This window comes from Pseudomonas sp. NPDC088368, from assembly GCF_044753445.1.
GTDB lineage: Bacteria > Pseudomonadota > Gammaproteobacteria > Pseudomonadales > Pseudomonadaceae > Aquipseudomonas > Aquipseudomonas bambusae.
On sequence record NZ_JBIVNG010000012.1, the window covers coordinates 16,946 to 40,612 of the forward strand.

The 23,667-nt window shown below is 59.0% G+C and carries 19 protein-coding genes, 1 tRNA gene and 1 pseudogene; 12 read left to right on the plus strand and 9 right to left on the minus strand.

What is annotated here, in order from left to right; all coding sequences use genetic code 11:
* Positions 1-101 precede the first annotated feature (101 nt).
* Positions 102-632 (minus strand): 2-amino-4-hydroxy-6-hydroxymethyldihydropteridine diphosphokinase, encoded by a 531-nt coding sequence (folK, locus tag ACIQAL_RS24660; RefSeq protein WP_401150170.1) that lies wholly within the window; start codon positions 630-632, stop codon positions 102-104.
* A complete protein-coding gene (gene folB, locus ACIQAL_RS24665; RefSeq protein WP_401150171.1) occupies positions 623-976 on the minus strand; it encodes a dihydroneopterin aldolase in 354 nt (117 codons plus the stop codon). Before folB ends, folK begins: the two co-directional genes overlap by 10 nt.
* A 74-nt stretch (positions 977-1,050) precedes the next feature.
* Here folB and plsY point away from each other — a divergent pair, with 74 nt between their 5' ends.
* Positions 1,051-1,620 (plus strand): glycerol-3-phosphate 1-O-acyltransferase PlsY, encoded by a 570-nt coding sequence (gene plsY / locus ACIQAL_RS24670; RefSeq protein WP_401150173.1) that lies wholly within the window; start codon positions 1,051-1,053, stop codon positions 1,618-1,620.
* Positions 1,621-1,675: 55 nt separating this feature from the next.
* Here plsY and tsaD read toward each other — a convergent pair whose 3' ends face one another.
* Positions 1,676-2,701: a tRNA (adenosine(37)-N6)-threonylcarbamoyltransferase complex transferase subunit TsaD gene (gene tsaD / locus ACIQAL_RS24675; RefSeq protein WP_401150174.1), complete on the minus strand. Its 1,026-nt coding sequence runs from the start codon at positions 2,699-2,701 to the stop codon at positions 1,676-1,678.
* Positions 2,702-2,893: 192 nt separating this feature from the next.
* Here tsaD and rpsU point away from each other — a divergent pair, with 192 nt between their 5' ends.
* The 7 genes and pseudogenes from rpsU to ACIQAL_RS24710 all read left to right on the plus strand — a co-directional run bounded on the left by rpsU (position 2,894) and on the right by ACIQAL_RS24710 (position 12,501).
* Complete coding sequence (gene rpsU, locus ACIQAL_RS24680) at positions 2,894-3,109, plus strand: 30S ribosomal protein S21 (protein ID WP_110951580.1); 216 nt, start codon at positions 2,894-2,896, stop codon at positions 3,107-3,109.
* Positions 3,110-3,356: 247 nt separating this feature from the next.
* On the plus strand, positions 3,357-5,327 hold the full coding sequence (dnaG, locus tag ACIQAL_RS24685; RefSeq protein ID WP_401150176.1) for a DNA primase: 1,971 nt from the start codon (positions 3,357-3,359) through the stop codon (positions 5,325-5,327).
* A gap of 67 nt (positions 5,328-5,394) precedes the next feature.
* Complete coding sequence (gene rpoD / locus ACIQAL_RS24690) at positions 5,395-7,242, plus strand: RNA polymerase sigma factor RpoD (protein WP_341961529.1); 1,848 nt, start codon at positions 5,395-5,397, stop codon at positions 7,240-7,242.
* 440 nt (positions 7,243-7,682) lie between these two features.
* Positions 7,683-10,640, plus strand: a pseudogene (locus ACIQAL_RS24695) (EAL domain-containing protein); the annotation flags it as partial.
* A 16-nt stretch (positions 10,641-10,656) separates the two neighbouring features.
* A tRNA-Ile gene (locus tag ACIQAL_RS24700) sits at positions 10,657-10,733 on the plus strand.
* Positions 10,734-10,844: 111 nt separating this feature from the next.
* The gene (locus ACIQAL_RS24705; RefSeq protein ID WP_401150178.1) at positions 10,845-11,420 is read left to right on the plus strand and encodes a YniB family protein; all 576 of its coding nucleotides are present in this window, start codon (positions 10,845-10,847) and stop codon (positions 11,418-11,420) included.
* A 34-nt stretch (positions 11,421-11,454) separates the two neighbouring features.
* Positions 11,455-12,501, plus strand: a complete 1,047-nt coding sequence (locus ACIQAL_RS24710) for an FUSC family protein (RefSeq protein ID WP_401150180.1) — start codon at positions 11,455-11,457, stop codon at positions 12,499-12,501.
* A gap of 94 nt (positions 12,502-12,595) precedes the next feature.
* Here the strand turns inward: ACIQAL_RS24710 and ppk2 are convergent, their stop codons facing one another.
* The 6 genes from ppk2 to ACIQAL_RS24740 all read right to left on the minus strand — a co-directional run bounded on the left by ppk2 (position 12,596) and on the right by ACIQAL_RS24740 (position 18,581).
* Positions 12,596-13,507, minus strand: a complete 912-nt coding sequence (gene ppk2 / locus ACIQAL_RS24715) for a polyphosphate kinase 2 (RefSeq protein ID WP_401150182.1) — start codon at positions 13,505-13,507, stop codon at positions 12,596-12,598.
* A 165-nt stretch (positions 13,508-13,672) separates the two neighbouring features.
* A complete protein-coding gene (locus ACIQAL_RS24720) occupies positions 13,673-14,443 on the minus strand; it encodes a DeoR/GlpR family DNA-binding transcription regulator (RefSeq protein WP_341961525.1) in 771 nt (256 codons plus the stop codon).
* A 53-nt stretch (positions 14,444-14,496) separates the two neighbouring features.
* Positions 14,497-15,498, minus strand: a complete 1,002-nt coding sequence (pdxA, locus tag ACIQAL_RS24725; protein ID WP_401150184.1) for a 4-hydroxythreonine-4-phosphate dehydrogenase PdxA — start codon at positions 15,496-15,498, stop codon at positions 14,497-14,499.
* A complete protein-coding gene (locus tag ACIQAL_RS24730) occupies positions 15,495-16,787 on the minus strand; it encodes a four-carbon acid sugar kinase family protein (protein ID WP_401150186.1) in 1,293 nt (430 codons plus the stop codon). Before ACIQAL_RS24730 ends, pdxA begins: the two co-directional genes overlap by 4 nt.
* The gene (locus ACIQAL_RS24735; protein WP_401150188.1) at positions 16,784-17,788 is read right to left on the minus strand and encodes a 2-keto-3-deoxygluconate permease; all 1,005 of its coding nucleotides are present in this window, start codon (positions 17,786-17,788) and stop codon (positions 16,784-16,786) included. Before ACIQAL_RS24735 ends, ACIQAL_RS24730 begins: the two co-directional genes overlap by 4 nt.
* A 172-nt stretch (positions 17,789-17,960) precedes the next feature.
* Complete coding sequence (locus ACIQAL_RS24740) at positions 17,961-18,581, minus strand: helix-turn-helix domain-containing protein (protein ID WP_401150190.1); 621 nt, start codon at positions 18,579-18,581, stop codon at positions 17,961-17,963.
* Positions 18,582-18,978: 397 nt separating this feature from the next.
* On the opposite strand from ACIQAL_RS24740, the gene ACIQAL_RS24745 reads away from it, so the two are divergent.
* The 4 genes from ACIQAL_RS24745 to ACIQAL_RS24760 all read left to right on the plus strand — a co-directional run bounded on the left by ACIQAL_RS24745 (position 18,979) and on the right by ACIQAL_RS24760 (position 23,667).
* Positions 18,979-20,016: an ABC transporter substrate-binding protein gene (locus ACIQAL_RS24745; RefSeq protein WP_401150192.1), complete on the plus strand. Its 1,038-nt coding sequence runs from the start codon at positions 18,979-18,981 to the stop codon at positions 20,014-20,016.
* Positions 20,017-20,048: 32 nt separating this feature from the next.
* Positions 20,049-20,816, plus strand: coding sequence for a class II aldolase/adducin family protein (locus ACIQAL_RS24750; RefSeq protein WP_166595625.1), 768 nt, complete (start codon positions 20,049-20,051; stop codon positions 20,814-20,816).
* Positions 20,817-21,378: 562 nt separating this feature from the next.
* Positions 21,379-21,840, plus strand: coding sequence for an Lrp/AsnC family transcriptional regulator (locus ACIQAL_RS24755; protein WP_341961515.1), 462 nt, complete (start codon positions 21,379-21,381; stop codon positions 21,838-21,840).
* A gap of 132 nt (positions 21,841-21,972) precedes the next feature.
* A complete protein-coding gene (locus ACIQAL_RS24760) occupies positions 21,973-23,667 on the plus strand; it encodes a flavin monoamine oxidase family protein (RefSeq protein WP_401150193.1) in 1,695 nt (564 codons plus the stop codon).

Below are 23,667 nucleotides of genomic sequence, written 5' to 3' on the forward strand. Positions count from 1 at the left end.
GGAGCTATTCATTCGCGATGCGGTGGTACATCCGCCAGATGCGGTTTCGGCTGTACGGGCCTCACGCGAATGAATTCGCTCCTACAGGAGGTCGTTTGTGTTTATTGAACCGTGGGCAGCATCGTATCCGGGGTGAGCGGCCGACCCTGCCACTCAAACGCAACCGGCCAAAGCTGCTGCTCAATCTGCGATTCTTCCCACAGTTTGGCAAACGTCAATCCCACTTCGGGATGAAGTCTTTCCGGCGCAATTAGCGACAACGGCCACAGCACAAATGCATTCTTCAGAATTTCAGCACGGGGCAGCACCAGCCCATCGAAATTACCGACCTGCTCGCCATACAACAGCACGTCGATGTCCAGCGGCAGCCCTTTACGGTCAGGGGCATAACGACCGTTGTCGGCTTCGATGAATTTCAGACGACGGTCCAGTTCGGTCAACGGTAGGTCTGTCAGTGCCGACACCACCAGATTGATGAATGGCCCGCTCTTGATTCCCACAGGGTGGCTTTCGAACACCGGCGAGCAGGACATATCGGTGAGAAAACCGGCCAGCGCATCAAGCCCGGAACACAGATGACGGTGCCGGTCGACGTTGCTCCCCAGGCCGAGAAAAATCCGTGTCAGCGGCATCCGCGCTCGATCTCCACGCCCACGCCCTTGGCCGCTGGCACGGCGCCGGGTTTGGTGAGTTTCAGGTGCAGCCAGGGAATGTTGAATTCATTCATCAGCACTTCCGCTAGACGCTCGGCGAAGGTTTCGACCAATTGAAACTGCGAAACCTCAGCAAAAGCCTGAATGCGCGCAGAGACGCTGGCGTAGTCGAGTGCCTTGCTCAAGTCATCGCCCGCGGCGGCAGGTCGATTGTCCCAGGCAAAACTCAGGTCCAGACGCAGGCACTGACGAATGCCGCGTTCCCAGTCGTAGGCACCGATCACCGTATCGACCTCCAGACCCTCAATGAAAACTCTGTCCAAGCCTTTCTCTCCGCTGCACGACAAGGGCGCAATGCGCCGTTAGAATCAGGGCTTCCCCGCCCGGAATGGTTAGCATGTTTTGGTTACTGGCACTTCTCGCCTACCTGCTCGGCTCGCTGTCCTTCGCCATCCTGCTCAGCCGTCTGACCGGCAGTCCGGACCCGCGCGCCAGCGGCTCGGGCAACGCAGGCGCCACCAACATGCTGCGTCTGGCGGGCAAGAAGCTCGCTATCCTGACCCTGATCGGCGACGTCTGCAAAGGGATGATTCCAGTGCTGATCGCTACCTGGGCGGGACTCGACCCTCGTCAACAGGCCTGGATCGGGCTTTACGCCGTACTCGGCCATCTGTTTCCTTTGTACTTTCGCTTCAAGGGCGGCAAAGGCGTCGCTACGGCGGCGGGGATGCTACTGGGTCTATATCCACCCGCCGCGCTGCTGGCAATCGCTGCATGGCTGTTGACGTTTTATCTCACCCGCACCAGTTCGCTCGCCTCGCTGATCGCCACCCCGCTGACCCTTCCGCTGCTGGCCTGGCAGGAACCCCATGCGCTGGTGCCCATGAGCCTGCTGACTTTGCTGATCGTCTGGCGTCATCGCGGCAATTTACGCGACCTCTATGCAGGACGCGAACGGCATTTCTAGCGGCAAAAGATAAAAAAGGCTCATTCGAGCCTTTTTCTTTCCAAGCAGCGTGGCTTTACAGCCCCGGTAACTGTTCCATTGGCCAGCGCGCCTGCACAGTGATGCTCAGGTCTTCTTTCTGGCCCGCCTGCAATCGCTGACATCCGGCGAACGCGATCATTGCCCCGTTATCCGTACAAAATTCCGGACGCGCGTAAAAGACGTTGCCGCCGATCCCGCCGAGCATTTGCTCCAGAGACTGACGCAACGCCTTGTTTGCACTGACCCCACCCGCAATCACCAGACGCTTCATGCCTGTCTGCTTCAAGGCGCGTTTGCACTTGATGGTCAAAGTCTCCACCACCGCATCCTGGAAGGCCAGTGCGATGTCGCAACGGGTTTGCTCGCCGTCGTCCCCAGCGCTCTGGCATTGCTGCCAGGTGTTCAAGGCGGAGGTTTTCAAACCGCTAAAGCTGAACGTGAGGCCGGGGCGGTCGGTCATCGGGCGAGGGAACGTGAAACGTCCCGGCACGCCCTGGAGCGCCAAACGGGAAATCTCCGGACCACCGGGGTAATTCAGGCCCATCATTTTGGCCGTCTTGTCGAAGGCTTCGCCCGCGGCGTCATCCAGCGTCTCGCCCAACAACTCATAAAGGCCGATGCCGTCCACCCGAACCAGTTGCGTGTGACCACCGGAAACCAACAAAGCGACGAACGGAAACTCCGGCGGTTGCGCCTCCAGCATAGGGGCCAGAAGATGGCCTTCCATGTGGTGCACGCCCAATGCAGGAATGTCCCACGCGAAAGCCAGCGCTTGCGCGCAAGACGCCCCCACCAGCAGCGCACCGACCAGCCCTGGACCTGCGGTATAAGCGATGCCATCGATCTCGGTCGCGGCGCAATCCGCCTCGGCCAACACCTGACGAATCAAGGGCAGCATGCGTTTTACGTGGTCGCGGGACGCCAGCTCGGGGACCACGCCGCCGTAGACCCGATGCAAGTCGATCTGGCTGAATAATGCGTCGGCGAGCAGTCCGCGCTCGCTGTCATACAGCGCCACGCCGGTCTCGTCGCAAGAAGTTTCCAATCCCAGTACTAACATGGGGCACGCCTTGGGGGCTGAATTCGAAGGCGCGCATAATAGTCGCCGCTCATGCCTGCGACCAGTGGTTTTCGATCAGAGGCTTTGCATTCCTCGCGCCGAGGGGTTAACATCCGCAACCCTTAAAACCGGCGTACTCATACAAGTGTTGTACGAGGCGCCGACCCCGGTAATGAATGAAGGTAGCTCTGGATGCCAGCCGTCAAAGTTAAAGAGAATGAACCCTTCGACGTAGCTCTGCGTCGTTTCAAGCGCTCCTGCGAGAAAGCCGGCACTCTGGCCGAAGTTCGTAGCCGCGAATTTTACGAGAAGCCAACTTCGAAGCGTAAGCGTATGGCAGCTGCTGCTGTTAAGCGTCACGCCAAGAAAGTTCAGCGCGAACAGCGCCGCGCCGTTCGTCTGTATTAATACAGACGTCTGTCGCAAGCTTCTGCCTTGCCCGGCCCTAAAGCCGGGCTGTCGGCAGTTGCAGATTTAGCCTCAAGCAACACAGACAAAGGCTGTCGATGTCATTCTGTGACCTACACATCCCCCGTCGAACTCTTCCAGCCTGATCTTCAGGCAGCGTTGACCCGTCTACACTGACCAAGCAACCGTCGTTACGCTTTGGATTCGCCACGATCTTTCTGGCGGGGCGCCTGATGATGAGAACGCCATGGCCGGACTGATTCCTCAAGGTTTTATTGACGACCTGCTTAACCGCACCGACATCGTCGACGTTGTCAGCTCGCGCGTTCAATTAAAGAAAACCGGCAAGAATTTCAGCGCCTGCTGTCCTTTCCATAAAGAAAAGACACCGTCGTTCAGCGTCAGCCCCGACAAACAGTTCTATTACTGCTTTGGCTGCGGCGCAGGCGGAAACGCCCTCGGCTTCATCATGGACCACGACAACCTGGATTTCCCCCAGGCCGTCGAGGAACTGGCCAAAGCCGCAGGCATGGAAGTACCCCGCGAACAGGGCGTCAGAGGCCAAAAGCCCAGACAACCCACCGATTCGCCGCTGTACCCACTGCTGACCGCTGCTGCCGACTTCTACCGGGCCGCGCTGAAAGGCCACCCGACCCGCAAATCCGCAGTGGACTATCTGAAAGGCCGTGGCCTTTCAGGTGAGATTGCCCGCGACTTCGGATTGGGGTTCGCTCCACCCGGTTGGGACAATCTGTACAAACACCTCAGCAGCGACACGCTTCAGCAAAAGGCCATGATCGACGCTGGCCTGCTGATCGAGAACGCCGAAACCGGCAAGCGTTACGACCGCTTTCGCGACCGGGTGATGTTCCCCATTCGTGACAGCCGGGGTCGAGTCATCGCGTTTGGCGGACGCGTGCTAGGTGACGATAAACCAAAGTACTTGAACTCGCCCGAGACACCGGTGTTTCACAAGGGCCAAGAGCTATACGGTCTGTTCGAGGCGCGCAAACACAATCGCAACCTAGACGAAATCATCGTTGTCGAAGGCTACATGGACGTCATCGCGCTGGCTCAACAGGGCTTGCGCAACGCCGTTGCGACACTGGGCACCGCCACCAGCGAAGAGCATTTGAAGCGGCTTTTCCGCGTTGTGCCCAACGTGCTGTTCTGTTTCGACGGCGACCAGGCAGGCCGAAATGCCGCCTGGCGCGCACTGGAAGCCACGCTTTCAAGCTTGCAGGACGGTCGTCGCGCCCGGTTTCTGTTTTTGCCCGAAGGCGAAGACCCGGACACGCTGGTACGCGCCGAAGGCACCGATGCCTTCAAGGCAAGGATCAATCAGCACGCACAACCGCTCGCCGACTATTTTTTCGAGCAGTTGACCAAGGAAGCGGACCCGCGCTCGCTGGAAGGCAAAGCGCATATGGTCACCCTGGCTGCTCCACTGATCGAAAAGGTACCGGGCGCCAACCTTCGGGAGCTGATGCGTCGGCGCCTCAAGGAAATAACCGGGCTGGACACCGCCGCCGTCAACCAGCTGGTGCAAAGCGCTCCCGCCGAGGCACCGCCGGTTTACGACCCGGGGTTTGATTACGATTCAGTGCCTGATTACGGCGATTATCAGCCGCATGACGCATACGAACCACAGCAAGAATGGACGCCGAACTCATCAGGCGGCCAGCAGAAGAAATGGGAAAAAAAGCCGTGGGACAAAGGCAAGAAGTGGGACAAGAACGGCAAGCGGCCTGACTTTGAACCTCGCGCCCCACGCACACCGGCAACGGTGGAGCCACCGACCCTGACAGCCCTCCGGACCCTGCTTCATCATCCGGACCTGTCACAGAAGGTGGAAGATACCAGCCACTTTGCGGCGGAAGATAATGTGTATTCGCAGTTGCTGGTGGCATTGCTCGAAGCGCTGCAAAAGAATCCGAAGCTGCGGTCGCTGCAATTGATCGCCCGCTGGCACGGAACCGATCAAGGACGATTATTACGACAACTGGCCGAAAAGGAATGGCTTATCTCGGCCGATAACCTTGAACAACAGTTTTTCGACACTATAACTAGCTTGTCCGCCCGCCAACGCGAGCGAAGTCTCGATCAATTGATCAGGAAGGAACGGCAGACCGGTCTGAGTGCTGAGGAAAAAGTTCAGCTACTCAACCTGTTAAATCGCAAAGTTCCTGCACAAACCCCGACCTCAACTGGCGCGTGAGGTCCTAGCTCGGGTATAATCCTCGGCTTGTTTTTTGCCCGCCAAGACCTTCAGTGGATAGGGTGTTATGTCCGGAAAAGCGCAACAGCAGTCTCGCCTCAAAGAGTTGATCAGCCGCGGTCGTGAGCAGGGTTACCTGACTTACGCGGAGGTCAACGACCACCTGCCGGAGGATATTTCAGATCCGGAACAGGTGGAAGACATCATCCGCATGATTAACGACATGGGGATCAACGTATTCGAGAGTGCTCCGGATGCGGACGCCCTTTTGTTGGCCGAAGCTGACACCGACGAGGCAGCCGCTGAAGAAGCAGCCGCCGCGTTGGCAGCAGTCGAAACCGACATCGGTCGCACAACCGACCCGGTGCGCATGTATATGCGTGAAATGGGTACGGTCGAGCTTCTGACACGTGAAGGCGAAATCGAAATCGCCAAACGTATCGAAGAGGGCATCCGTGAAGTGATGGGCGCGATTGCGCACTTCCCTGGCACGGTCGAGCACATTCTCTCCGAATACACTCGCGTCACCACCGAAGGTGGTCGCCTGTCTGACGTTCTCAGCGGTTATATCGACCCGGACGACGGCATCGCGCCGCCTGCCGAGGTGCCGCCACCGATCGATCAGAAAACCGAAAAGACCGACGTCGCTGACGATGATGACGAAGAATCCGCCGACGGCGACGACGAGGAAGAGGCCGAAAGCGGTCCTGATCCGGTCGTGGCAGCTCAGCGCTTCGGTGCGGTCTCCGATCAGATGGCGATCACCCTCAAGGCCCTGAAAAAGCACGGTCGTGGCAGCAAGCAGGCTAACGAAGAGCTGCTGGCGCTGGCCGAGCTGTTCATGCCGATCAAACTGGTTCCTAAACAGTTTGAAGGTCTGGTTGAACGTGTTCGTAGCGCTCTGGAGCGTCTGCGTGCACAGGAACGCGCCATTATGCAACTGTGCGTCCGTGACGCTCGCATGCCGCGTGCTGACTTCCTGCGCCAGTTCCCGGGCAATGAAGTCGATCAGAGCTGGACCGATGCACTGGCCAAAGGCAAAAGCAAATACGCTGAAGCCATCGGCCGCTTGCAGGCTGACATTCAGCGTTGCCAGCAGAAGCTGACGGCGCTGGAAGAAGAAACCGGCCTGAACGTGGCGGAAATCAAGGACATCAACCGCCGCATGTCGATCGGTGAGGCCAAGGCCCGCCGCGCGAAGAAAGAGATGGTTGAAGCGAACTTGCGTCTGGTGATTTCGATCGCCAAGAAGTACACCAACCGCGGCCTGCAATTTCTCGATCTGATCCAGGAAGGCAACATCGGCCTGATGAAAGCGGTGGACAAGTTCGAATACCGTCGCGGTTACAAGTTCTCGACATACGCCACCTGGTGGATCCGTCAGGCGATCACTCGCTCGATCGCCGACCAGGCGCGCACCATCCGTATTCCGGTGCACATGATCGAGACGATCAACAAGCTCAACCGTATTTCCCGCCAGATGCTGCAGGAAATGGGTCGCGAGCCGACGCCGGAAGAGCTGGGCGAACGCATGGAAATGCCTGAGGACAAGATCCGTAAGGTATTGAAGATCGCAAAAGAGCCGATCTCCATGGAAACGCCGATCGGTGACGACGAAGACTCCCATCTGGGTGACTTCATCGAAGACTCGACCATGCAGTCGCCAATCGATGTTGCGACCGTGGAAAGCTTGAAAGAGGCAACGCGTGAAGTGCTGTCGGGCCTCACCGCCCGTGAAGCCAAGGTGCTGCGTATGCGCTTCGGCATCGACATGAATACTGACCACACCCTTGAGGAAGTCGGTAAGCAGTTCGATGTAACCCGTGAGCGTATTCGTCAGATCGAAGCCAAGGCGCTGCGCAAGCTGCGCCACCCGACCCGAAGCGAACACCTGCGTTCGTTCCTGGACGAGTAAGCGAAACGCGCTAGAACAAGACCCCCAGCCCTGCTGGGGGTTTTGCATTTCAGAGAATAAGAAATCGGCAGTGTGCCACCTTCCCTCAGCACGGCTACACTCGAAGCATTCCTAACGCTGCAACTAATGAGGCTGCCATGTTTTGGATGCCGGCCATTGCTTTCTTGTGCTTGATGGGGTCGACCAGCGTCGACGCACAGGCTCTCCCTCAAAGGGAAACGACCTGGCAGAGCGTGCACGAGGGATCAATGCAGAGTATGGATGCTGCGCCGCCGGAAACCGAGCGCTCACCCGGCAGCGGCCTTGTCGGCAATGGCCTTCAAGGTTTCGACATCCGCTCGCCTCAAGCGCTGGCCTATGCCGATCCATCCGATGCCCGTGCTGAAGGCTCACCGTCTGACGGCTCGGCATCGCTTCCACTCGCCCCCGAACCCATGAAGTTCTGGCGAGACTTTCTGCTTTACGGACTGCCTGGACTGCTTCTGCTCTCGACGATCCTGTTGATTGTGGTACGAATCAATCGCCGCCTCAGTTCGGAAATTTCCCGTCGCGTCGCGCTGGAGCAGGAACTGCGCAGCAGCGAATACCATTACCGAGGCATGATCGAAAGCCTGTCGGCGATTGCTTGGGAAGCCAACACCCACGATTACTCCTACAACTACGTTTCCCCGCACGCAGAAAACTTGCTCGGCTACCCGCTGCATCAATGGCTGAGACCGGGGTTTTGGCGCAGCATCGTCCACCCCGCCGACCTCGACGCCGCTGAAGCCTACTGCGACGTTCAAACCAAGCTGGGTAACGACCACAGCCTTGATTACCGCGTTATCAGCGCCGACGGCAGGACGTTGTGGATACGTGACATCGTCACGCTGATCACTTATGGCCACGAACCCGTGATGCGCGGCCTGATGATCGACATCACGGAAGCCAAGCAGACCGAGGAAGCCCTGCGGCAGTCCGAAGGGAAATTCGCGTCAGTGTTCGCACAATGTCCGGACATCCTGGTGATTGCCCGCTTGTCGGACGGCTGCTTTCTGGAGGCGAACCAGGCGTTCGTCGAGCAAATCGGCATAAGCGCCAGCGATATCGTGGGCCGCACGCCTAGCGAATTGAATATTTGGGGCATCCCGGACATAGGACCTAGCCTGCTTCAACGCCTGCAAAAGGGCAGTATTCGAAATCTTGAAATGCCGTTCCGTCGAAGCAACGGCCGAACCTTCACCGGCTTACTGTCGGCTGAACCCTTCGATCTGGATTCGACGCCTGCGGTAGTGGTGGTCGTGCGTGACATCACGCCACTGAAAGAAGCTCAGCAGCAATTGCAGTTGTCCGAAGAGAAGTTCGCCAAAGCTTTCCACTCGTCGCCGGACGGCTTGTTGATTTCCCGGCAGAGCGACGGGCTATTAGTGGAAATCAACGACGGGTTCAGCCGTATTACCGGTTATCACAGTTCGCTGTCACTGGACCGCACGACGCTCGACCTCGGCATCTGGGTCGACCTCAACGAGCGGCAGCAACTGCTTGAGCAACTTGCCCGCGATGGCTTCGTCAAAGACTTCACCAGCCATATCCGCCGTAGGGACGGGCAGATTCGACTGTGCGAAATATCATCACGGCCGCTGCCGATTGGCGGTGAAGACTGCATGCTGACCATCGCCCGCGACATCACCGACCGCCACCAGATGCAAGAGAAGCTGCAATTGGCTGCGACGGTTTTCGAGAGTACAGCCGAAGGCGTGCTCATCACCGACACCCGACAGCGGATCAATGCGGTCAACCGTGCCTTTAGTGAAATCACCGGCTACAGCGAAGCCGAAGCCCTCGGAGAGACGCCCCGCTTGCTGGCCTCGGGACTGCACGACAGCGCGTTCTATGCCGCCATGTGGTATCAACTGACGGCAGAGGGTCACTGGCAAGGCGAAATCAGTAACCGTCGAAAGAACGGGGAGATTTACCCGAGCTGGCTGACCATCAGCGCCGTGCGTAATCGCGACAAATTCATCACCCACTTCGTCGCAGTGTTCGCGGACATTTCCAGCCTCAAACAGGCTCAGGCCCGTCTGGATTATCAGGCCCATCACGACCCGCTGACGGGGCTACCGAACCGGACGCTGTTCGAGAGTCGCCTGCATGCGGCCCTGACTCATAGCAAAGAGGCCAACAGCCTGGGCGCCGTGCTGTTCCTCGACCTCGACCGCTTCAAACACATCAACGACAGCCTCGGGCACCCGGTCGGCGACCTGTTGCTCAAAGGGATTGCCCAGCGCCTGAAAGAAAACCTGCGTGACATCGACACCGTCGCACGTTTGGGCGGCGACGAGTTCATCATCCTGCTCCCCGGCCTGCAAACCGACAGCGACGCGGAGGCCATCGCTACCAAATTGCTCAATAGCTTCTCCGCCCCTTTCCAGGCGGGTGAACACGAGTTTTTCATCAGCACCAGCATTGGCACTGCGCTGTTCCCGTCAGATGGGGCCGACGTCGCCACCCTCATCAAAAATGCCGACGCCGCGATGTACCGCTCCAAAGCGAAAGGTCGTAACCGCGTCGAAAGCTACACCCGCGACCTCACCGCCCAGGCCAGCGAGCGCATCGCGCTGGAACATGAACTGCGACGCGCCATCGAACGCAACGAGTTCACGCTTTCCTACCAACCCAAGATCAGCCTTCTGACACAACGACTGGTCGGCGCCGAAGCTCTGATTCGCTGGACCCACCCGACCTTCGGAGAAGTCCCACCTGAGCGGTTCATTCCTCTGGCAGAGGAAAACGGCATGATCCTGCAGATCGGCGAGTGGGTGTTGGAGAAGGCCTGCCAACAGCTGTATCGCTGGAATCAGACATATGACGTTTTCGGCCCCCTCTCCGTGAACCTGGCCGGCGCCCAACTGCGCCAACCCAATCTGGTCACCCGCATCGAACACCTGCTCCAACAATACGAACTGCAGCCAGGCTGCCTGCAACTGGAAATCACCGAAAACTTCATCATGTCCCAGACCGAAGAGGCACTCTCCGTGCTGCACCGCCTGAAAAAACTCGGCGTGCAACTGGCCATCGACGACTTCGGCACCGGCTATTCCTCACTGAGCTACCTCAAACGTTTGCCGCTGGACATCCTGAAGATCGACCAGTCCTTCGTGCGCGGCCTGCCAGACGACCAGCACGACGCCGCCATCGTCCGCGCCATCATCGCCCTGGGCCGCAGCATGCAACTGACCGTCATCGCCGAAGGCGTGGAAAGCCTTGAGCAACAGCAATTCCTCGCCGACGAAGGCTGTGAACAGATCCAGGGCTACATCGTCAGCCTGCCCCTGCGCCCGGAAGAATTCTGCGCGACGTTTCTTCGTATAACCGTTTCAGACTTTTCGGATAGCACAGCATGGAAACCATCGTTATAATCCGCCGCCTGACTGAGGGCCTATAGCTCAGTTGGTTAGAGCAGAGGACTCATAATCCTTTGGTCCACGGTTCGAGTCCGTGTGGGCCCACCATCTTGAAAGCCGCGCATTGCGCGGCTTTTTTATTGCCGAGGAAGCTATCCCACCTGATCGCTCGCAGGATGCGAAAACACTGAGTTTTTATGAACGCAAGGACATGACGAAATGACAGTTTGGGAAGCAATGAAGAAGTCGCGCCGCATGAAGTGGCTGGGCCTGGCGGTGATGCTGATCGGATTCACTCAACTGCTGATGGCAGCAGTGCTCTCGATTTACGATTTTGGGGAGCAGCTTAAGGCTTCATTTCTCAACGGCCTGGGATACGAACTGCAGAATCTGAGCTTGATCGTGTACAGAGCAACAAGTTTTCTGCAGGTTTTGTGGGACGCGACACCGCGTCTGGACGTCAATCAACCCTTGACCCTAGACACGCTGATGCTCGTCGGAATCATGGTCATCATTGCAACAGGGGCTTACATTCGCGGAGCGGGAATACAGCTTTCTAATGACATTGCTGCGATCCGGAAGAAGGCGAGGGACGAGCTTTGGTTACGTTCGATGCTCCCCCCAGAACAGGCGACTGCCGTCATCAACCAGCCCGCAAGCGTCACGGTGCTGTCGCTGCAGATGCCACCTGGCGAGATCAAGAACTGGTGGGAGCGTCCGCTCGGGATCATTCTCATAGGCTTGGCGAGCACGTACATTGCAGCGTTACTCACCCGAATTTCCGGCCTGACGTGAGGATAGATTCACGCCCGGTGAGGTCTGTAATCCCATGAACGCACCTTCCCTGCCCCTGTTCCTCCGCCGCCTCCTCCGTCCACTTCTGGACCCCTACCGTCGTTACCGCCACGCGCGCTATATCCATGCGGGCCGTATCGTCGTCGGTTTATTGGTCTCCATTCTGCTCACCACCGGCATCCATCTGCCTCACGGCGAGTGGGCGTCGGTGACGATGTTGATTGTGATCGGCGGTTTGCAGCATCACGGCAATATCGGCAAGAAGTCGGTGGAGCGGGCGTACGGGACGTTGATTGGTGCGGCGTTGGGATTGGCGGTGGTGGCGCAGGAGAATTACCTGGGCATGCCATTGCTGACGTACGTGATCATGTCGCTGATCTGCGGTTTTTTCGCGTATCACGCGATTGGTAAAGGCGGGTACACGGCGCTGTTGTCGGCAATCACGCTGTTTATCGTCGCAGGGCATGGCGATAACCCGATTACAGACGGGCTGTGGCGGACGGTGGATATTCTGATCGGGATCGTTTTGGCGCTGGCGTTCTCTTTCGCGTTGCCGCTCTATGCGGTGTATTCGTGGCGGTACAACCTGGCCAGTGGTTTGCGGGATTGCGCGAAGGTGTATGAGCGTATCAGCAGTGGCCAGTCGATTGCGGCGGACGAGCATTTGAAGCTGATGGCCCGGCTCAACGCGACGATGCTGCAGTTACGCTCGCTGATGCCGTCGGTGTCGAAGGAAGTGAAGATTTCGCTGGTTGAGCTGGATGCCATTCAGGGGCATTTCCGGATGTGCCTGAGCACGCTGGAGATCCTTTCCAACCTTAGGCCAACTGACCTTGGCAACGTGGGCATGAGCGCTGAGCAGCGTCGGATTCGGCGTATGTTGATTGGCATGGCGAGGGCGTTGCAAAGCGGTGCAACTGAGCGTCTGGCACGGCCAAGCGAGTCGTTGGCAGTCGGACCGGAGGCGCCTGCGGTGTCGGCGGACGTGCTGGGGTATCAGTTGATGAATCGACAGCTCGCGCTGAACATCGAGGGCCTGCAGCAACGGCTGGCGAAGACGGCGAACAAGTGGAAAATCTGAGCCGCGACACATCACGCACTGCTTCCGTCAAACGTGTCGGCGGCAGCGATTTCCAGATCGCTACCACCAGCAAGTCATGGGGCTACAACGGCAATCAATAAACCGACGGGATTACCATGTCACGCGGCACTGGCGCACGCAGGTAGTTGGCATTGTATTCGCGCTCTGGCAGCGAGATCTGCGGCGACTCCACTTCGCCACGCGGGATTTGCTCCAGCAAGTGATGGATGCAGTTCAGACGCGCGCGCTTCTTGTCATCTGCCTCCACGATCCACCAGGGTGCGACGTCGGTGTGCGAGCGCGTCAGCATTTCTTCCTTGGCGCGGGTGTAGTCTTCCCAGCGACGGCGGGATTCCAGGTCCATCGGCGACAGTTTCCACTGTTTCAGCGGATCGTGGATGCGCATCAGAAAGCGGCGATATTGCTCGTCGTCGGTGATCGAGAACCAGTATTTGATGAGGATGATGCCCGAGCGCACGAGCATTTTTTCGAACTCGGGAACGGTGCGGAAAAACTCCTCGTACTCGTCGTTGTTGCAGAACCCCATGACACGCTCGACGCCTGCGCGGTTGTACCAACTGCGGTCGAACAGGACCATTTCGCCCGCTGCTGGCAGGTGCGAAACGTAGCGCTGGAAATACCACTGCGTGCGCTCGCGTTCGCTCGGGGCGGTCAACGCTGCCACTCGGCAGACCCGTGGGTTAAGGCGCTGTGTGATGCGTTTGATAGCGCCACCCTTGCCCGCCGCGTCGCGGCCTTCGAACAATACGACGACTTTGAGCTTCTGGCTGACGACCCAATCCTGAAGCTTCACCAACTCGCCTTGCAGACGCAACAGCTCGCGGAAATACACGCGTCGATCGATGCCTTTCGGCACTTCCTCGCCCAGATCAGACAGCAGGCCATCCAGGCGCGCGTCGTCGTATTCCATCTCCAGCTCTTCGTCGAAGCTGTCGAGGATGTCGGCTTGGATGTAGCGGGCGGTTTCGGATAGATCCAGAGTCATGACAGAGCTCCCGGCGTGGATTTAAGGGGTCAGGGTCCGAATTTAGACATGCCGGGGGTGACAGCTGAATGACAACGGGGTGACAACAGGGAAAAGTCCTACAAATCAGGGTCGAGAGACCTACACAGCCTTAAGCAACACCACCCCCACAGAGGTATCACGCGCTCAATTGCCTGCGGTTTCCACGGTAATCTGCTGTACGGCCCTAAACGGCGCCAGCAATGATTCATCTGCCTCTGCCGCGGTGATCAGCGTCCACTCCCGCTCGATAGGCGTCCAGTGTTGCTGGCGTGCGCGGCCAAGTTTGTCGGCGTCAGCAAGGACGAAGACCTGCGCGGCGCGTTTGATGATGCATTCCTTGAGATAAGCCTGCTGATCGCTAGCCTCGCACAGACCGAATTCCGCGACCACGCCATCCGCCCCCATGAATGCTTTGTCGACGCTCAGACGGCTGAGTGTCAGCTCGGCGAGTGGGCCAAGCGTGCTCATGCTTGAACCGCGCAGATCCCCCCCGATCAACGTCAAACGAATGCCCGACGCATTGGCGAGGGTCATCACGGCCAGTAGATTATTGGTGACGACGTGCACGTTTTGCCGCGAACACAGGTGCAGCGCCAACGCCGCGCAGGTGGTGCCACCGTCGAGCAGCACGGTGTCGCCATCCTGCACGTGCATCGCTGCGGCTTTGGCGATAGCGTCCTTTTGGTCGCGCTGCGCAGACTTGCGCTCGTCAAGCGAGGCCTCTGGCTCGTGGACACCAATCAGCGCGGTCGCACCGCCGTGGGTGCGCACCAGATGCCGCTGCTTGGCGAGCATGGTCAGGTCGCGGCGCACGGTCGCTTCCGACACCCCCAAAGCCGCGCTCAACTGCTCGACATTGGTGTCGCGAGCGCGGACCAATTCGAGAATGGCGCGATGACGGTCGGTGGCTTTCATGGGCGGCCTCGTTGCGGAAAGGCCGTGATCTTACACGACCGCGCCGTCACGCCTCACCCCCGACGCGTGGCCAGTTCGGCACCCTGACGCAGCGCTTCCAGCAAGCTGCGCTCGTCGGCGATGCCCTTGCCGGCGATGTCGAATGCAGTGCCGTGGTCCACGGACGTGCGAATCACTTCCAGACCCACCGTCACGTTGACGCCCGCTTCCAGCCCCAGCACTTTCACCGGACCGTGGCCCTGATCGTGATACATCGCCACCACGAGGTCGAAATCGCCACGACCGGCGCGGAAGAACAGCGTGTCAGCAGGCAACGGGCCAGTGACGTCCAGACCTTGATCTTGCAGTAGCTTCACGGCCGGAATGATCTTCTCTTCTTCCTCGCCGTAACCGAACAGGCCGTTCTCGCCCGCGTGAGGGTTGATGCCGCACACGCCGATGCGTGGCTTGGCGATGCCGGCCTTGATCAACGTCGCGTTGCCGCGTTCGATGGTGCGCTGGACGAGGCCCGGCTCGATCTTGCGAATCGCGTCGATGATGCCGATGTGAGTGGTGACGTGAATGACGCGCAGGTGCGGCGCAACGAGCATCATCGACACTTCATCGACGTTGGTCAGGTGCGCGAGCATCTCGGTGTGGCCCGGGTATTTGTGGCCGCCAGCGTGCAACGCTTCTTTATTAAGCGGCGCGGTGCAGATCGCGTCGATCTGCCCGGCCTCGGCCAGTTGAACGGCGCGGGCGATGTACTGAAACGCAGCGTCACCGGCAATCGGCGACAGCTGGCCGAACGGCAGGCCAGTCGGGATCAGGTTGAGGTCGATGCAGTCAATGGTTCCCGGCTGGTATTGCGCTTCGGCCGCTTCTTTGATGCGACGCACCTTCACGCTGCCTTTGACGATCTCGTTGGCCAATTCCAGACGCCCCGCATCGCCGATCACCAGCGGGCGGCATTGCTGGTACACCACGTCGTGAACGAGGCTTTTGACGATGATTTCCGGGCCAACGCCAGTCGCGTCGCCCATGGTGATGCCAATGATGGGCAAATAGTTACTCATGATGTTTTACCTTGTGAAGCAGGAATCGGGACAGGTTCTGCGCTGTATCGCGCAGGTTCTACAGCGTTATTCATGTGCAGCCAGGCCGCGTACAGCGCATGGTCGGTGCCGAACGCACCGGCTTTGGTGACCACGCCGGGGCGGTGGCCTTCGCGGGTTGAAATGGGATGGCCGAATGCGACACCTGCTTCGATTTCACACAGCAATTGCAGACTGCCAATGCCCACGGCACCGAGCATGGCGCGAGCCGTTTCGCCACCCGTCGCCACCAGACCGCCGACATGGGCGAAATGCGGACGGACCATGGCGGCCAGTTGGGTCGAGAGTTGAGCGCCTTCAGCAGGGTTGAACGCGTCGTCGCGGCCAATACGCAGCAACAAATCGTCGCCGCCGCGCAGATATGCACGAATACGCAGTTCCCATCCCGCCCATTCAGGGTGAGACGCGCCTTGCCGCAGAACCGCAGGCGGCACCACAAGTTCGCCAATACCTGCGCGCTCCTTCAACAAGGCGCATTGCCGCTCCGAAACGCTCGACAAGCTGCCGACCAGCACCAGCGTCGGCGCGTATTTTTCACGCGGTGCCGTGGATGTCCGGGACGGCGCCGATAACAGATCCGGCAGCCCCGCCAGCTCGCGGGCCAGTCCCCCAGAGCCCACCCAAAACAGTGGCTCGTTCATCTGAGCCGTTACCACGGCGAGGGTGTGCAGGTCTTCCGTGGTTTCGGCATCAACAATCAGCGCGTTGGTATCGCTGCGGGCTATTTCGGCGATGTGTTGCGCCAGCGCAGCTGCATCACCGCGCAGTATGTCCAATGAGAGCTTGGCGACACTCAGACCGGCATCGCCCAGCATCGATGTAATGTCCGCCGCGCGATCGGCGTGTTCGAGCTTCCAGGTGTCGGTGGTTTCAAGCGGCTGACCGTTGACCAGCACCTGGCCGCGCAATGTTGTGCGGCCGGTGGCAGGAAACGCTGGGGCGATGATGGCCAGCCCGGCCTGCGGTTGTAGTGCCGCCACTTCCGCCGCCCAGTTGCCGCGCAGGGTCGAGTCGATTTTCTTGTACAGGCGTTGACCCGGTTTGCGCAGGGTCTGCCATGCCGTCAACGTGCGTTCGCCCGCTTGGGCTATCGACAACCGACGGGTGTCGGTGTCGATGGCAACCACACTCGCGTCGCCCGTGTCGTGGGATGCATCAAGGGTCACCACCGTGCTCAATCCGGCACCGGCGAAGGCGATCGCGCAATCCGCAGCACCCGACAGGTCATCGGCAATGATCAGCAATGTCATCGAGCGACCTCCCGTTCCGCGTTTACGCCCGCTGTTTTTGCAGCGTGACGCTCTTTGTAGCGTTTGGCGACAGAGGCCGTAAGAATCGGCGACAGCACGGCGGTGACCACGACGCACGCGGCGACCAGCAACGTCGCGGAGGTGGCGGCGTCGGTGTAAACCGGGTTTGCAGCTGCCACCAGCGCAGGCACCGCCGCAGCGTTGCCCGCCGTGTTCGCGGCGGCAACCCCGGCCACGCCTGTACCACCCGACACGCGGTCAGCGAAATACAACGGAATGCCGGTCAGCACCACGACCGCCAGGCCGAGGCCGATGCCCAACAGACCGGCTTGCCAGACCTTGTGCAGGTCTAGGCTCGCGCCCAACGCCAAGGCGAAAAACGGAATCATCACCGGCACGGCCTTGGCCAGAAAGTCACGCATCTCGCGGTCGAGATTGCCCAAGAGCATGCCCAGCAGCAACGGAAGAATCGCACCGACCAGCGTTGGCCAAGGAAACGCCGCCAGACCTGCAACACCCAGCGTCACCATGGTCAGGAACGGGCCGGACTCCAGCGACATCACTGAATACGCGCCTACATCTTCGGAGCGCCCGTATTGCCCCATCAACGCCATATAAAGGCCGCCGTTGGTGTCGTTCATCGCGGCCACGACCGCGAGGGTCGAAAGCCCGGCAAAAATGCCCGACGTAATCGGCTGTTCGCCCAGGAAGTGACCCATGATCACACCGATCACAATCGCGGTGCCGACTTTGGTGCCGAACAGCACCCCGCCTTTCTTCAGCAAGTAAGGCGTGGCTTTGATGTCGATGCTGGCGCCCATGCATACGTAGAACACCGCCAGGATCGGCAGCGAACCGGTGAACAACGCATTGGTGAACGAACCGAAGAATTTCGGCATGTCAGGGAGAAAGGTCGCGACGAGGGAGCCAATCAGCAGCGGCACGATCATCATGCCACCGGGTACTCGTTTGATACTGCGCTTGATAGGAATCTGGGCCATGGCGGGTACTCTTTGTTTTTATAGTGCGTGCGATTGGAGCATCTGAATTTGAGCGAAATGATCATATTTGTGATCGATTTGCTCAAACGAGCTTATTCCAACGACGCGAATTGCGCAAATCGATCAGCCATATGATCGATTTGAGCATTTCAACAAAGAGCGGCCGGAAAGATCAGTACGTTGGGGGCGTGATCACCCAGAGCACGACAGCATCGGTTTGGCCGGGGTTGCCGTAGCGATGAGGTTCGTTGCTGGAGAACCGGAAGCTGTCGCCTTCGCCAAGCTCAAAGTGCCGCTCCCCGACCCACAATTCGAACGTGCCGCTCAGCAAATAGCCGACTTCCTCGCCTTCGTGGGTGTAGCTGGTGCGGTTGTATGCGCCCGGCGGAAATCGCGAATGGACCATCTCGATCTGACCACTGGGGCTTGGCGTGAGGAGCTGGTCGTAGATGCCGTCGTCGTAATGGATGTTTTGTCGACTCTCTTTGCGCACCACGTACCCGGCATCGGCTTCGCTGGCCTCGGATCTGGTAGAGAAAAACCACTGAATGTTCACGCCCAGACAGCGGCCGATTTTCAGCAAGGTATCTACCGACGGGCGAGACAGGTCGCGCTCCAGTTGACTGATGTAGCCCACTGACAGCTGACTCCGTTTCGCCAGTTCGGCAAGGGTCAACCCTTGTCGCTTGCGCAGGCCTCGAATGCGCTCGCCCAGAAAGCTCTCGCCAGCAGTGAGGTCATCAGCCACTGAATCCGCCGTCCTGGCACTGTCGTTGATTTTTCCGTCGCTCATCGTGCTGCTCCGATGCCTGTGTGCTGAGTCTGCGAAACGTGGCGCAGTTTAAGCGGCTGAAGGTGAAAAAAGTCTAATCGCTGAGAGGTTCATACCGTTGTTTTTTACTCATTGTGAAAATTTATCTATTTTTTTCACTAAATAATCATTCCGATCTTCTTTTTTCAGAAAGCGTGGATTAGTCTCTAGCCACGCCCGCCTCCCATCTCGCGGGTCAACAACAATAATGAAACACCCCACGCGACCGTCCATGCAGTAGTCGCGAAGTTGCAGTCCAGCGTTCCCGTTTTTCACACCATTGCCTGTTTCTATCCGTTTACCCCTGTGCAGCAGAGGGTCGGCCTGTGTGCGCCTTCGTCTGCGAAAAAAAGAGCCTTACGGCCAAAGGAAAATGTCGATGAACAGTAAGAACCTGAAAATTGCGTGTGCGGTATTGATGCTTTCCCCCCTGTCCGCCTTCGCGGCGGAAAATCTGGTCATCGTCGGCTTCGGCGGCGCGGCGCAGAAAATCCAGAACACCACTATTTTCGAACCCTTCGCCAAGAAAGCCGGTGTGGGCGTCGTGCAGACCGAATACAACGGGGAAATGGCCAAGATCAAAGTGATGGCTGAAACCGGGCATGCGGACTGGGACGTGGTTCAGGTCGAAGCGCCAGACCTTGAACGCGGGTGCGCAGAGGGGCTGTTCGAGAAGCTGGAGTGGCCAAAGCTCGCGGGCGGCCAACAATTGATCGAAGGTGCTCAGCAGGAGTGTGGCTCGGCAGCGTTGGTGTGGGGCATGCCGTTGGTGTACGCCACTGACAAGGTCAAAACCGTGCCGTCGAGCTGGGCCGATTTCTGGGACACCGAAAAATACCCCGGCAAGCGCGGCCTGCGCAAAGGCGCCATGTACACCCTCGAATACGCGCTGCTGGCGGACGGCGTCGCGCCTGCCGATGTCTACAAAGTGCTGGCCACTCCGGCTGGCGTCGATCGTGCATTCGCCAAGCTGGACAAGCTCAAGCCCTACATTCAATGGTGGGAAGCCGGATCGCAGCCGATGCAATGGCTGGCGTCGGGTGACATCGTCATGACCACCACCTTCAGCGGCCGTGGCGCAGTGGCGGCGAGCGAAGGCCTGAAAGTGGCGCCGATCTGGAAAGGCTCGCTGTACAGCATGGATTACTGGACCATCGTCAAAGGCTCGCAGCACAAAAACGCGGCGAATAAATTCATCACCTATGCCAACGACAGCGCGCCGCAGCAGGCATTCTCACAATCCATTGCCTACGGCGTGACCAACAAGGCATTGAGCGACAAGTTGGACCCGAGCAAAGCGCCATGGATTCCGACTTCCCCACAAAACATGGCCGTGGCCGTGCCGTTGAACATCGAGTTCTGGGTCGATCATGGTGAAGAGCTTGAAGAACGTCTGAACGCCTGGCTCGCACGCTAAGCGGGCCAGCGACTGACAGCATCGGAGGAAAAATGACACACGCGTACAGCCCGCAGGAATGGCAACTCAGGCAGGAATTGGCGGCTTGCTATCGCCTGATCGCTCATTACAGGATGACCGATCTGATTTACACCCACCTGTCCCTGCGCATACCGGGGCCGGAGCATCATTTCCTGATCAACCCGTACGGGCTGATGTTCGAGGAAATCACGGCGTCGAACCTGGTGAAGATCGACCTCGACGGCAACAAAGTCGAAGCCTCTCATTACCCCGTCAACCCGGCAGGCTTTGTCATTCACAGCGCGATTCACCGCGCCCGTGAAGATGCTCAATGCGTGCTGCACACGCACACCAAAGCCGGTTGTGCGGTGGCGGCCCAAGAAGCGGGTTTGCTGCCGGTGAATCAAATCTCGATGGAGTTTTATGGTCGCGTCGGTTATCACGACTACGAAGGTATCGCCTTGGACTTCAGCGAACAGCAGCGTCTGGTTGCCGACCTGGGTGATAACTCGGTGATGATCCTGCGCAACCACGGTTTGTTGACGGTCGGCAACACGGTCAAGCAAGCGTTTTTGCGGATGTATTACCTGGAGAAGGCCTGCGAGATTCAGATCGCAGCGCAGGCGGGCGGCACGCTGCGATTGCCGCCAGAGGACGTGCGTGTGCGTACTGAGCGGCAGTTCAACGCGCCGGGCCAAGGGGTGGCGGAAGGTGAGCTGAGCGATACAGATTCAGTCGATTTCGCCTGGGCCGCATTGCTGAGAATGCTGGACCGCGTGGCGCCGGATTACAAAAACTGACAACAGGTGACAGCCCTTCTGTAGGAGCGAATTCATTCGCGATAGGCCGGTACAGACGATGCAGATTCGTCGCGCATGCCATCGTCTCGCGAATGAATTCGCTCCTACAGTTAGCCCGCGCCAGGCGCATATCTCACGGCGTTCCCGAACTTCTGTAGGAGCGAATTTATTCGCGATTGGCCGGTACAGACGATGCAGATTCGTCGCGCATGCCATCGTCTCGCGAATGAATTCGCTCCTACAGTTAGCCCGCGCCAGGCGCATATCTCGCGGCGTTCCCGAAATTCTGTAGGAGCGAATTTATTCGCGATTGGCCGGTGAGGGCGATGCAGATTCGTCGCGCATGCCATCGTCTCGCGAATGAATTCGCTCCTACAGTTAGCCCGCGCTAGGCACATATCTCACGGCGTTCCCGAACTTCTGTAGGAGCGAATTTATTCGCGATTGGTCGGCGCAGGCGATGCAGATTCGTCGACTATGCCGGGCCGCTATAGGCGCAGCAGCCTGCCATCCATCCTCGGCAACGGGTAACATCACCCGCTTGCCGATGGAGATCCGCCCCTTGTCCGATTTACGCCCACCTGCCCTCGATGACGTCGACCGTCAACTGATCGCCGCGCTGCAGATCAACGCGCGCGAGCCGGTCGCCAACCTCGCCCGTCAGTTGGGCATCGCGCGCACGACCGTCACGTCACGTCTCGCGCGTCTGGAAAAGGCAAAGATCATCACCGGTTACGGCGTGCGCCTCAGTCAGCGGGTGGTGGACGGCGGCTTGCAGGCGTATGTCGGCATTACCGTTCAACCACGTTCGGGCAAAGAGGTACTGCGTCGCTTGAGTGCGTTGGCTCAAGTGCAGCAATTGTGCGCGGTGAGTGGCGAATTCGATTACGTGGCCTGGCTGCGCACCGACTCCCCCGAACAACTGGACCAGTTGCTCGACCTGATCGGCAGTGTCGATGGCGTCGAGAAGACCACAACGTCCATCATCCTCAGCAGCAAGATTGACCGCGGGCAGCCGGTCTGATTCGTCATTAGGACCAACTCTTTCGTCACATCGCGCAAATTCTCAACAAAACGACGACACTCTGCGTCTTATTAACGTCTCAACTGTTATCTAGACTTTCCTCTTTCGCGCCACAGCCGATTAAGGTCAGCCATGAAGAACAATCGCCACCCCGCCGACGGCAAAAAACCGATCACGATTTTCGGCCCGGACTTTCCCTTTGCCTTCGACGACTGGATCGAGCATCCCGCCGGGCTAGGCAGCATTCCGAGCGACAACCTGGGCAAGGAAGTGGCGATTGTCGGGGCTGGCATTGCCGGACTGGTTGCGGCTTATGAGCTGATGAAGCTGGGCCTCAAACCGGTTGTTTATGAAGCCTCGAAAATGGGCGGTCGTTTGCGCTCGCAGCAGTTCGAAGGCGCCGAAGGCATCATCGCCGAGCTCGGCGGCATGCGTTTTCCGGTGTCTTCCACGGCGTTCTATCACTACGTTGACAAGCTCGGCCTTGAATCCAGGCCCTTCCCCAACCCGCTGACTGCCGCGTCGGGCAGCACGGTCATCGACCTGGAAGGCACCACACATTACGCACAGAAGCTGTCGGACTTGCCTGTGCTGTTTCAGGAAGTGGCTGACGCCTGGGCCGACGCACTGGAAGATGGCGCGCGGTTCGCCGACATTCAGCAAGCCATCCGTGATCGTGACGTGCCTCGGCTCAAAGAGCTGTGGGACAAGCTCGTGCCGCTGTGGGATGACCGCACGTTCTACGATTTCGTGGCCACCTCCAAGGCATTTGCCAAGCTGTCGTTCTACCACCGCGAAGTGTTCGGCCAGGTCGGCTTCGGCACCGGTGGCTGGGACTCCGATTTCCCGAACTCCATGTTGGAAATCTTCCGCGTGGTCATGACCAACTGCGACGATCATCAGCACCTGATCGTCGGCGGCGTCGAGCAAGTGCCGCTCGGTATCTGGCGTCATGCCCCGGAGCGATGCGCCCACTGGCCCGAAGGCACCAGCCTTTCGACCCTGCATCACGGCGCGCCACGCACTGGCGTCAAACGCATCGCCCGCGCCGCCGACGGCAAGTTCGCAGTCACCGATAACTGGGGCGACACCCGCCATTACGACGCGGTGCTGGCGACCTGCCAAAGTTGGCTGCTGACCACCCAGATCGAATGCGAAGAAACGCTGTTCTCGCAAAAGATGTGGATGGCGCTGGACCGCACGCGCTACATGCAGTCGTCCAAAACCTTTGTCATGGTTGATCGTCCGTTCTGGAAGGACAAAGACCCAGAAACCGGTCGCGACCTGATGAGCATGACCCTCACCGACCGCCTGACCCGTGGCACTTACCTGTTCGACAACGGCACCTACTCCAACGGCACCGAAAAGCCGGGGGTGATCTGTCTGTCGTACTCGTGGATGAGTGATGCGCTGAAAATGCTGCCGCACCCTGTGGAGAAGCGCGTAAGCCTGGCCCTCGGCGCGTTGAAAAAGATCTACCCGAAGGTGGATATTGCCGCGCGCATCATCGGCGATCCGATCACCGTATCGTGGGAAGCCGACCCGCACTTCCTCGGCGCCTTCAAGGGTGCGCTGCCGGGTCACTACCGCTACAACCAACGGATGTACGCGCATTTCATGCAGAAGGACATGCCTGACGAACAACGTGGCATTTTCATCGCCGGCGACGACGTGTCGTGGACCCCGGCCTGGGTCGAGGGCGCAGTGCAGACCTCACTGAACGCCGTGTGGGGCATCATGACCCACTTCGGCGGCAAGACTCACGCCGAGAATCCTGGCCCCGGCGATGTGTTCCACGAAATCGGCCCGGTTGTGCTGCCAGAATAA

Coding starts and splice junctions, on each gene's coding strand:
- folK (WP_401150170.1), bottom strand. CDS start 632: ATGCCGCTGACACGGATTTTTCTCGGCCTGGGGAGCAACGTCGACCGG.
- plsY (WP_401150173.1), top strand. CDS start 1,051: ATGTTTTGGTTACTGGCACTTCTCGCCTACCTGCTCGGCTCGCTGTCC.
- ACIQAL_RS24760 (WP_401150193.1), top strand. CDS start 21,973: ATGAAGAACAATCGCCACCCCGCCGACGGCAAAAAACCGATCACGATT.
- dnaG (WP_401150176.1), top strand. CDS start 3,357: ATGGCCGGACTGATTCCTCAAGGTTTTATTGACGACCTGCTTAACCGC.
- ACIQAL_RS24710 (WP_401150180.1), top strand. CDS start 11,455: ATGAACGCACCTTCCCTGCCCCTGTTCCTCCGCCGCCTCCTCCGTCCA.
- rpsU (WP_110951580.1), top strand. CDS start 2,894: ATGCCAGCCGTCAAAGTTAAAGAGAATGAACCCTTCGACGTAGCTCTG.
- ACIQAL_RS24740 (WP_401150190.1), bottom strand. CDS start 18,581: ATGAGCGACGGAAAAATCAACGACAGTGCCAGGACGGCGGATTCAGTG.
- ACIQAL_RS24745 (WP_401150192.1), top strand. CDS start 18,979: ATGAACAGTAAGAACCTGAAAATTGCGTGTGCGGTATTGATGCTTTCC.
- tsaD (WP_401150174.1), bottom strand. CDS start 2,701: ATGTTAGTACTGGGATTGGAAACTTCTTGCGACGAGACCGGCGTGGCG.
- ACIQAL_RS24705 (WP_401150178.1), top strand. CDS start 10,845: ATGACAGTTTGGGAAGCAATGAAGAAGTCGCGCCGCATGAAGTGGCTG.
- ppk2 (WP_401150182.1), bottom strand. CDS start 13,507: ATGACTCTGGATCTATCCGAAACCGCCCGCTACATCCAAGCCGACATC.
- ACIQAL_RS24750 (WP_166595625.1), top strand. CDS start 20,049: ATGACACACGCGTACAGCCCGCAGGAATGGCAACTCAGGCAGGAATTG.
- ACIQAL_RS24720 (WP_341961525.1), bottom strand. CDS start 14,443: ATGAAAGCCACCGACCGTCATCGCGCCATTCTCGAATTGGTCCGCGCT.
- pdxA (WP_401150184.1), bottom strand. CDS start 15,498: ATGAGTAACTATTTGCCCATCATTGGCATCACCATGGGCGACGCGACT.
- ACIQAL_RS24735 (WP_401150188.1), bottom strand. CDS start 17,788: ATGGCCCAGATTCCTATCAAGCGCAGTATCAAACGAGTACCCGGTGGC.
- ACIQAL_RS24730 (WP_401150186.1), bottom strand. CDS start 16,787: ATGACATTGCTGATCATTGCCGATGACCTGTCGGGTGCTGCGGATTGC.
- rpoD (WP_341961529.1), top strand. CDS start 5,395: ATGTCCGGAAAAGCGCAACAGCAGTCTCGCCTCAAAGAGTTGATCAGC.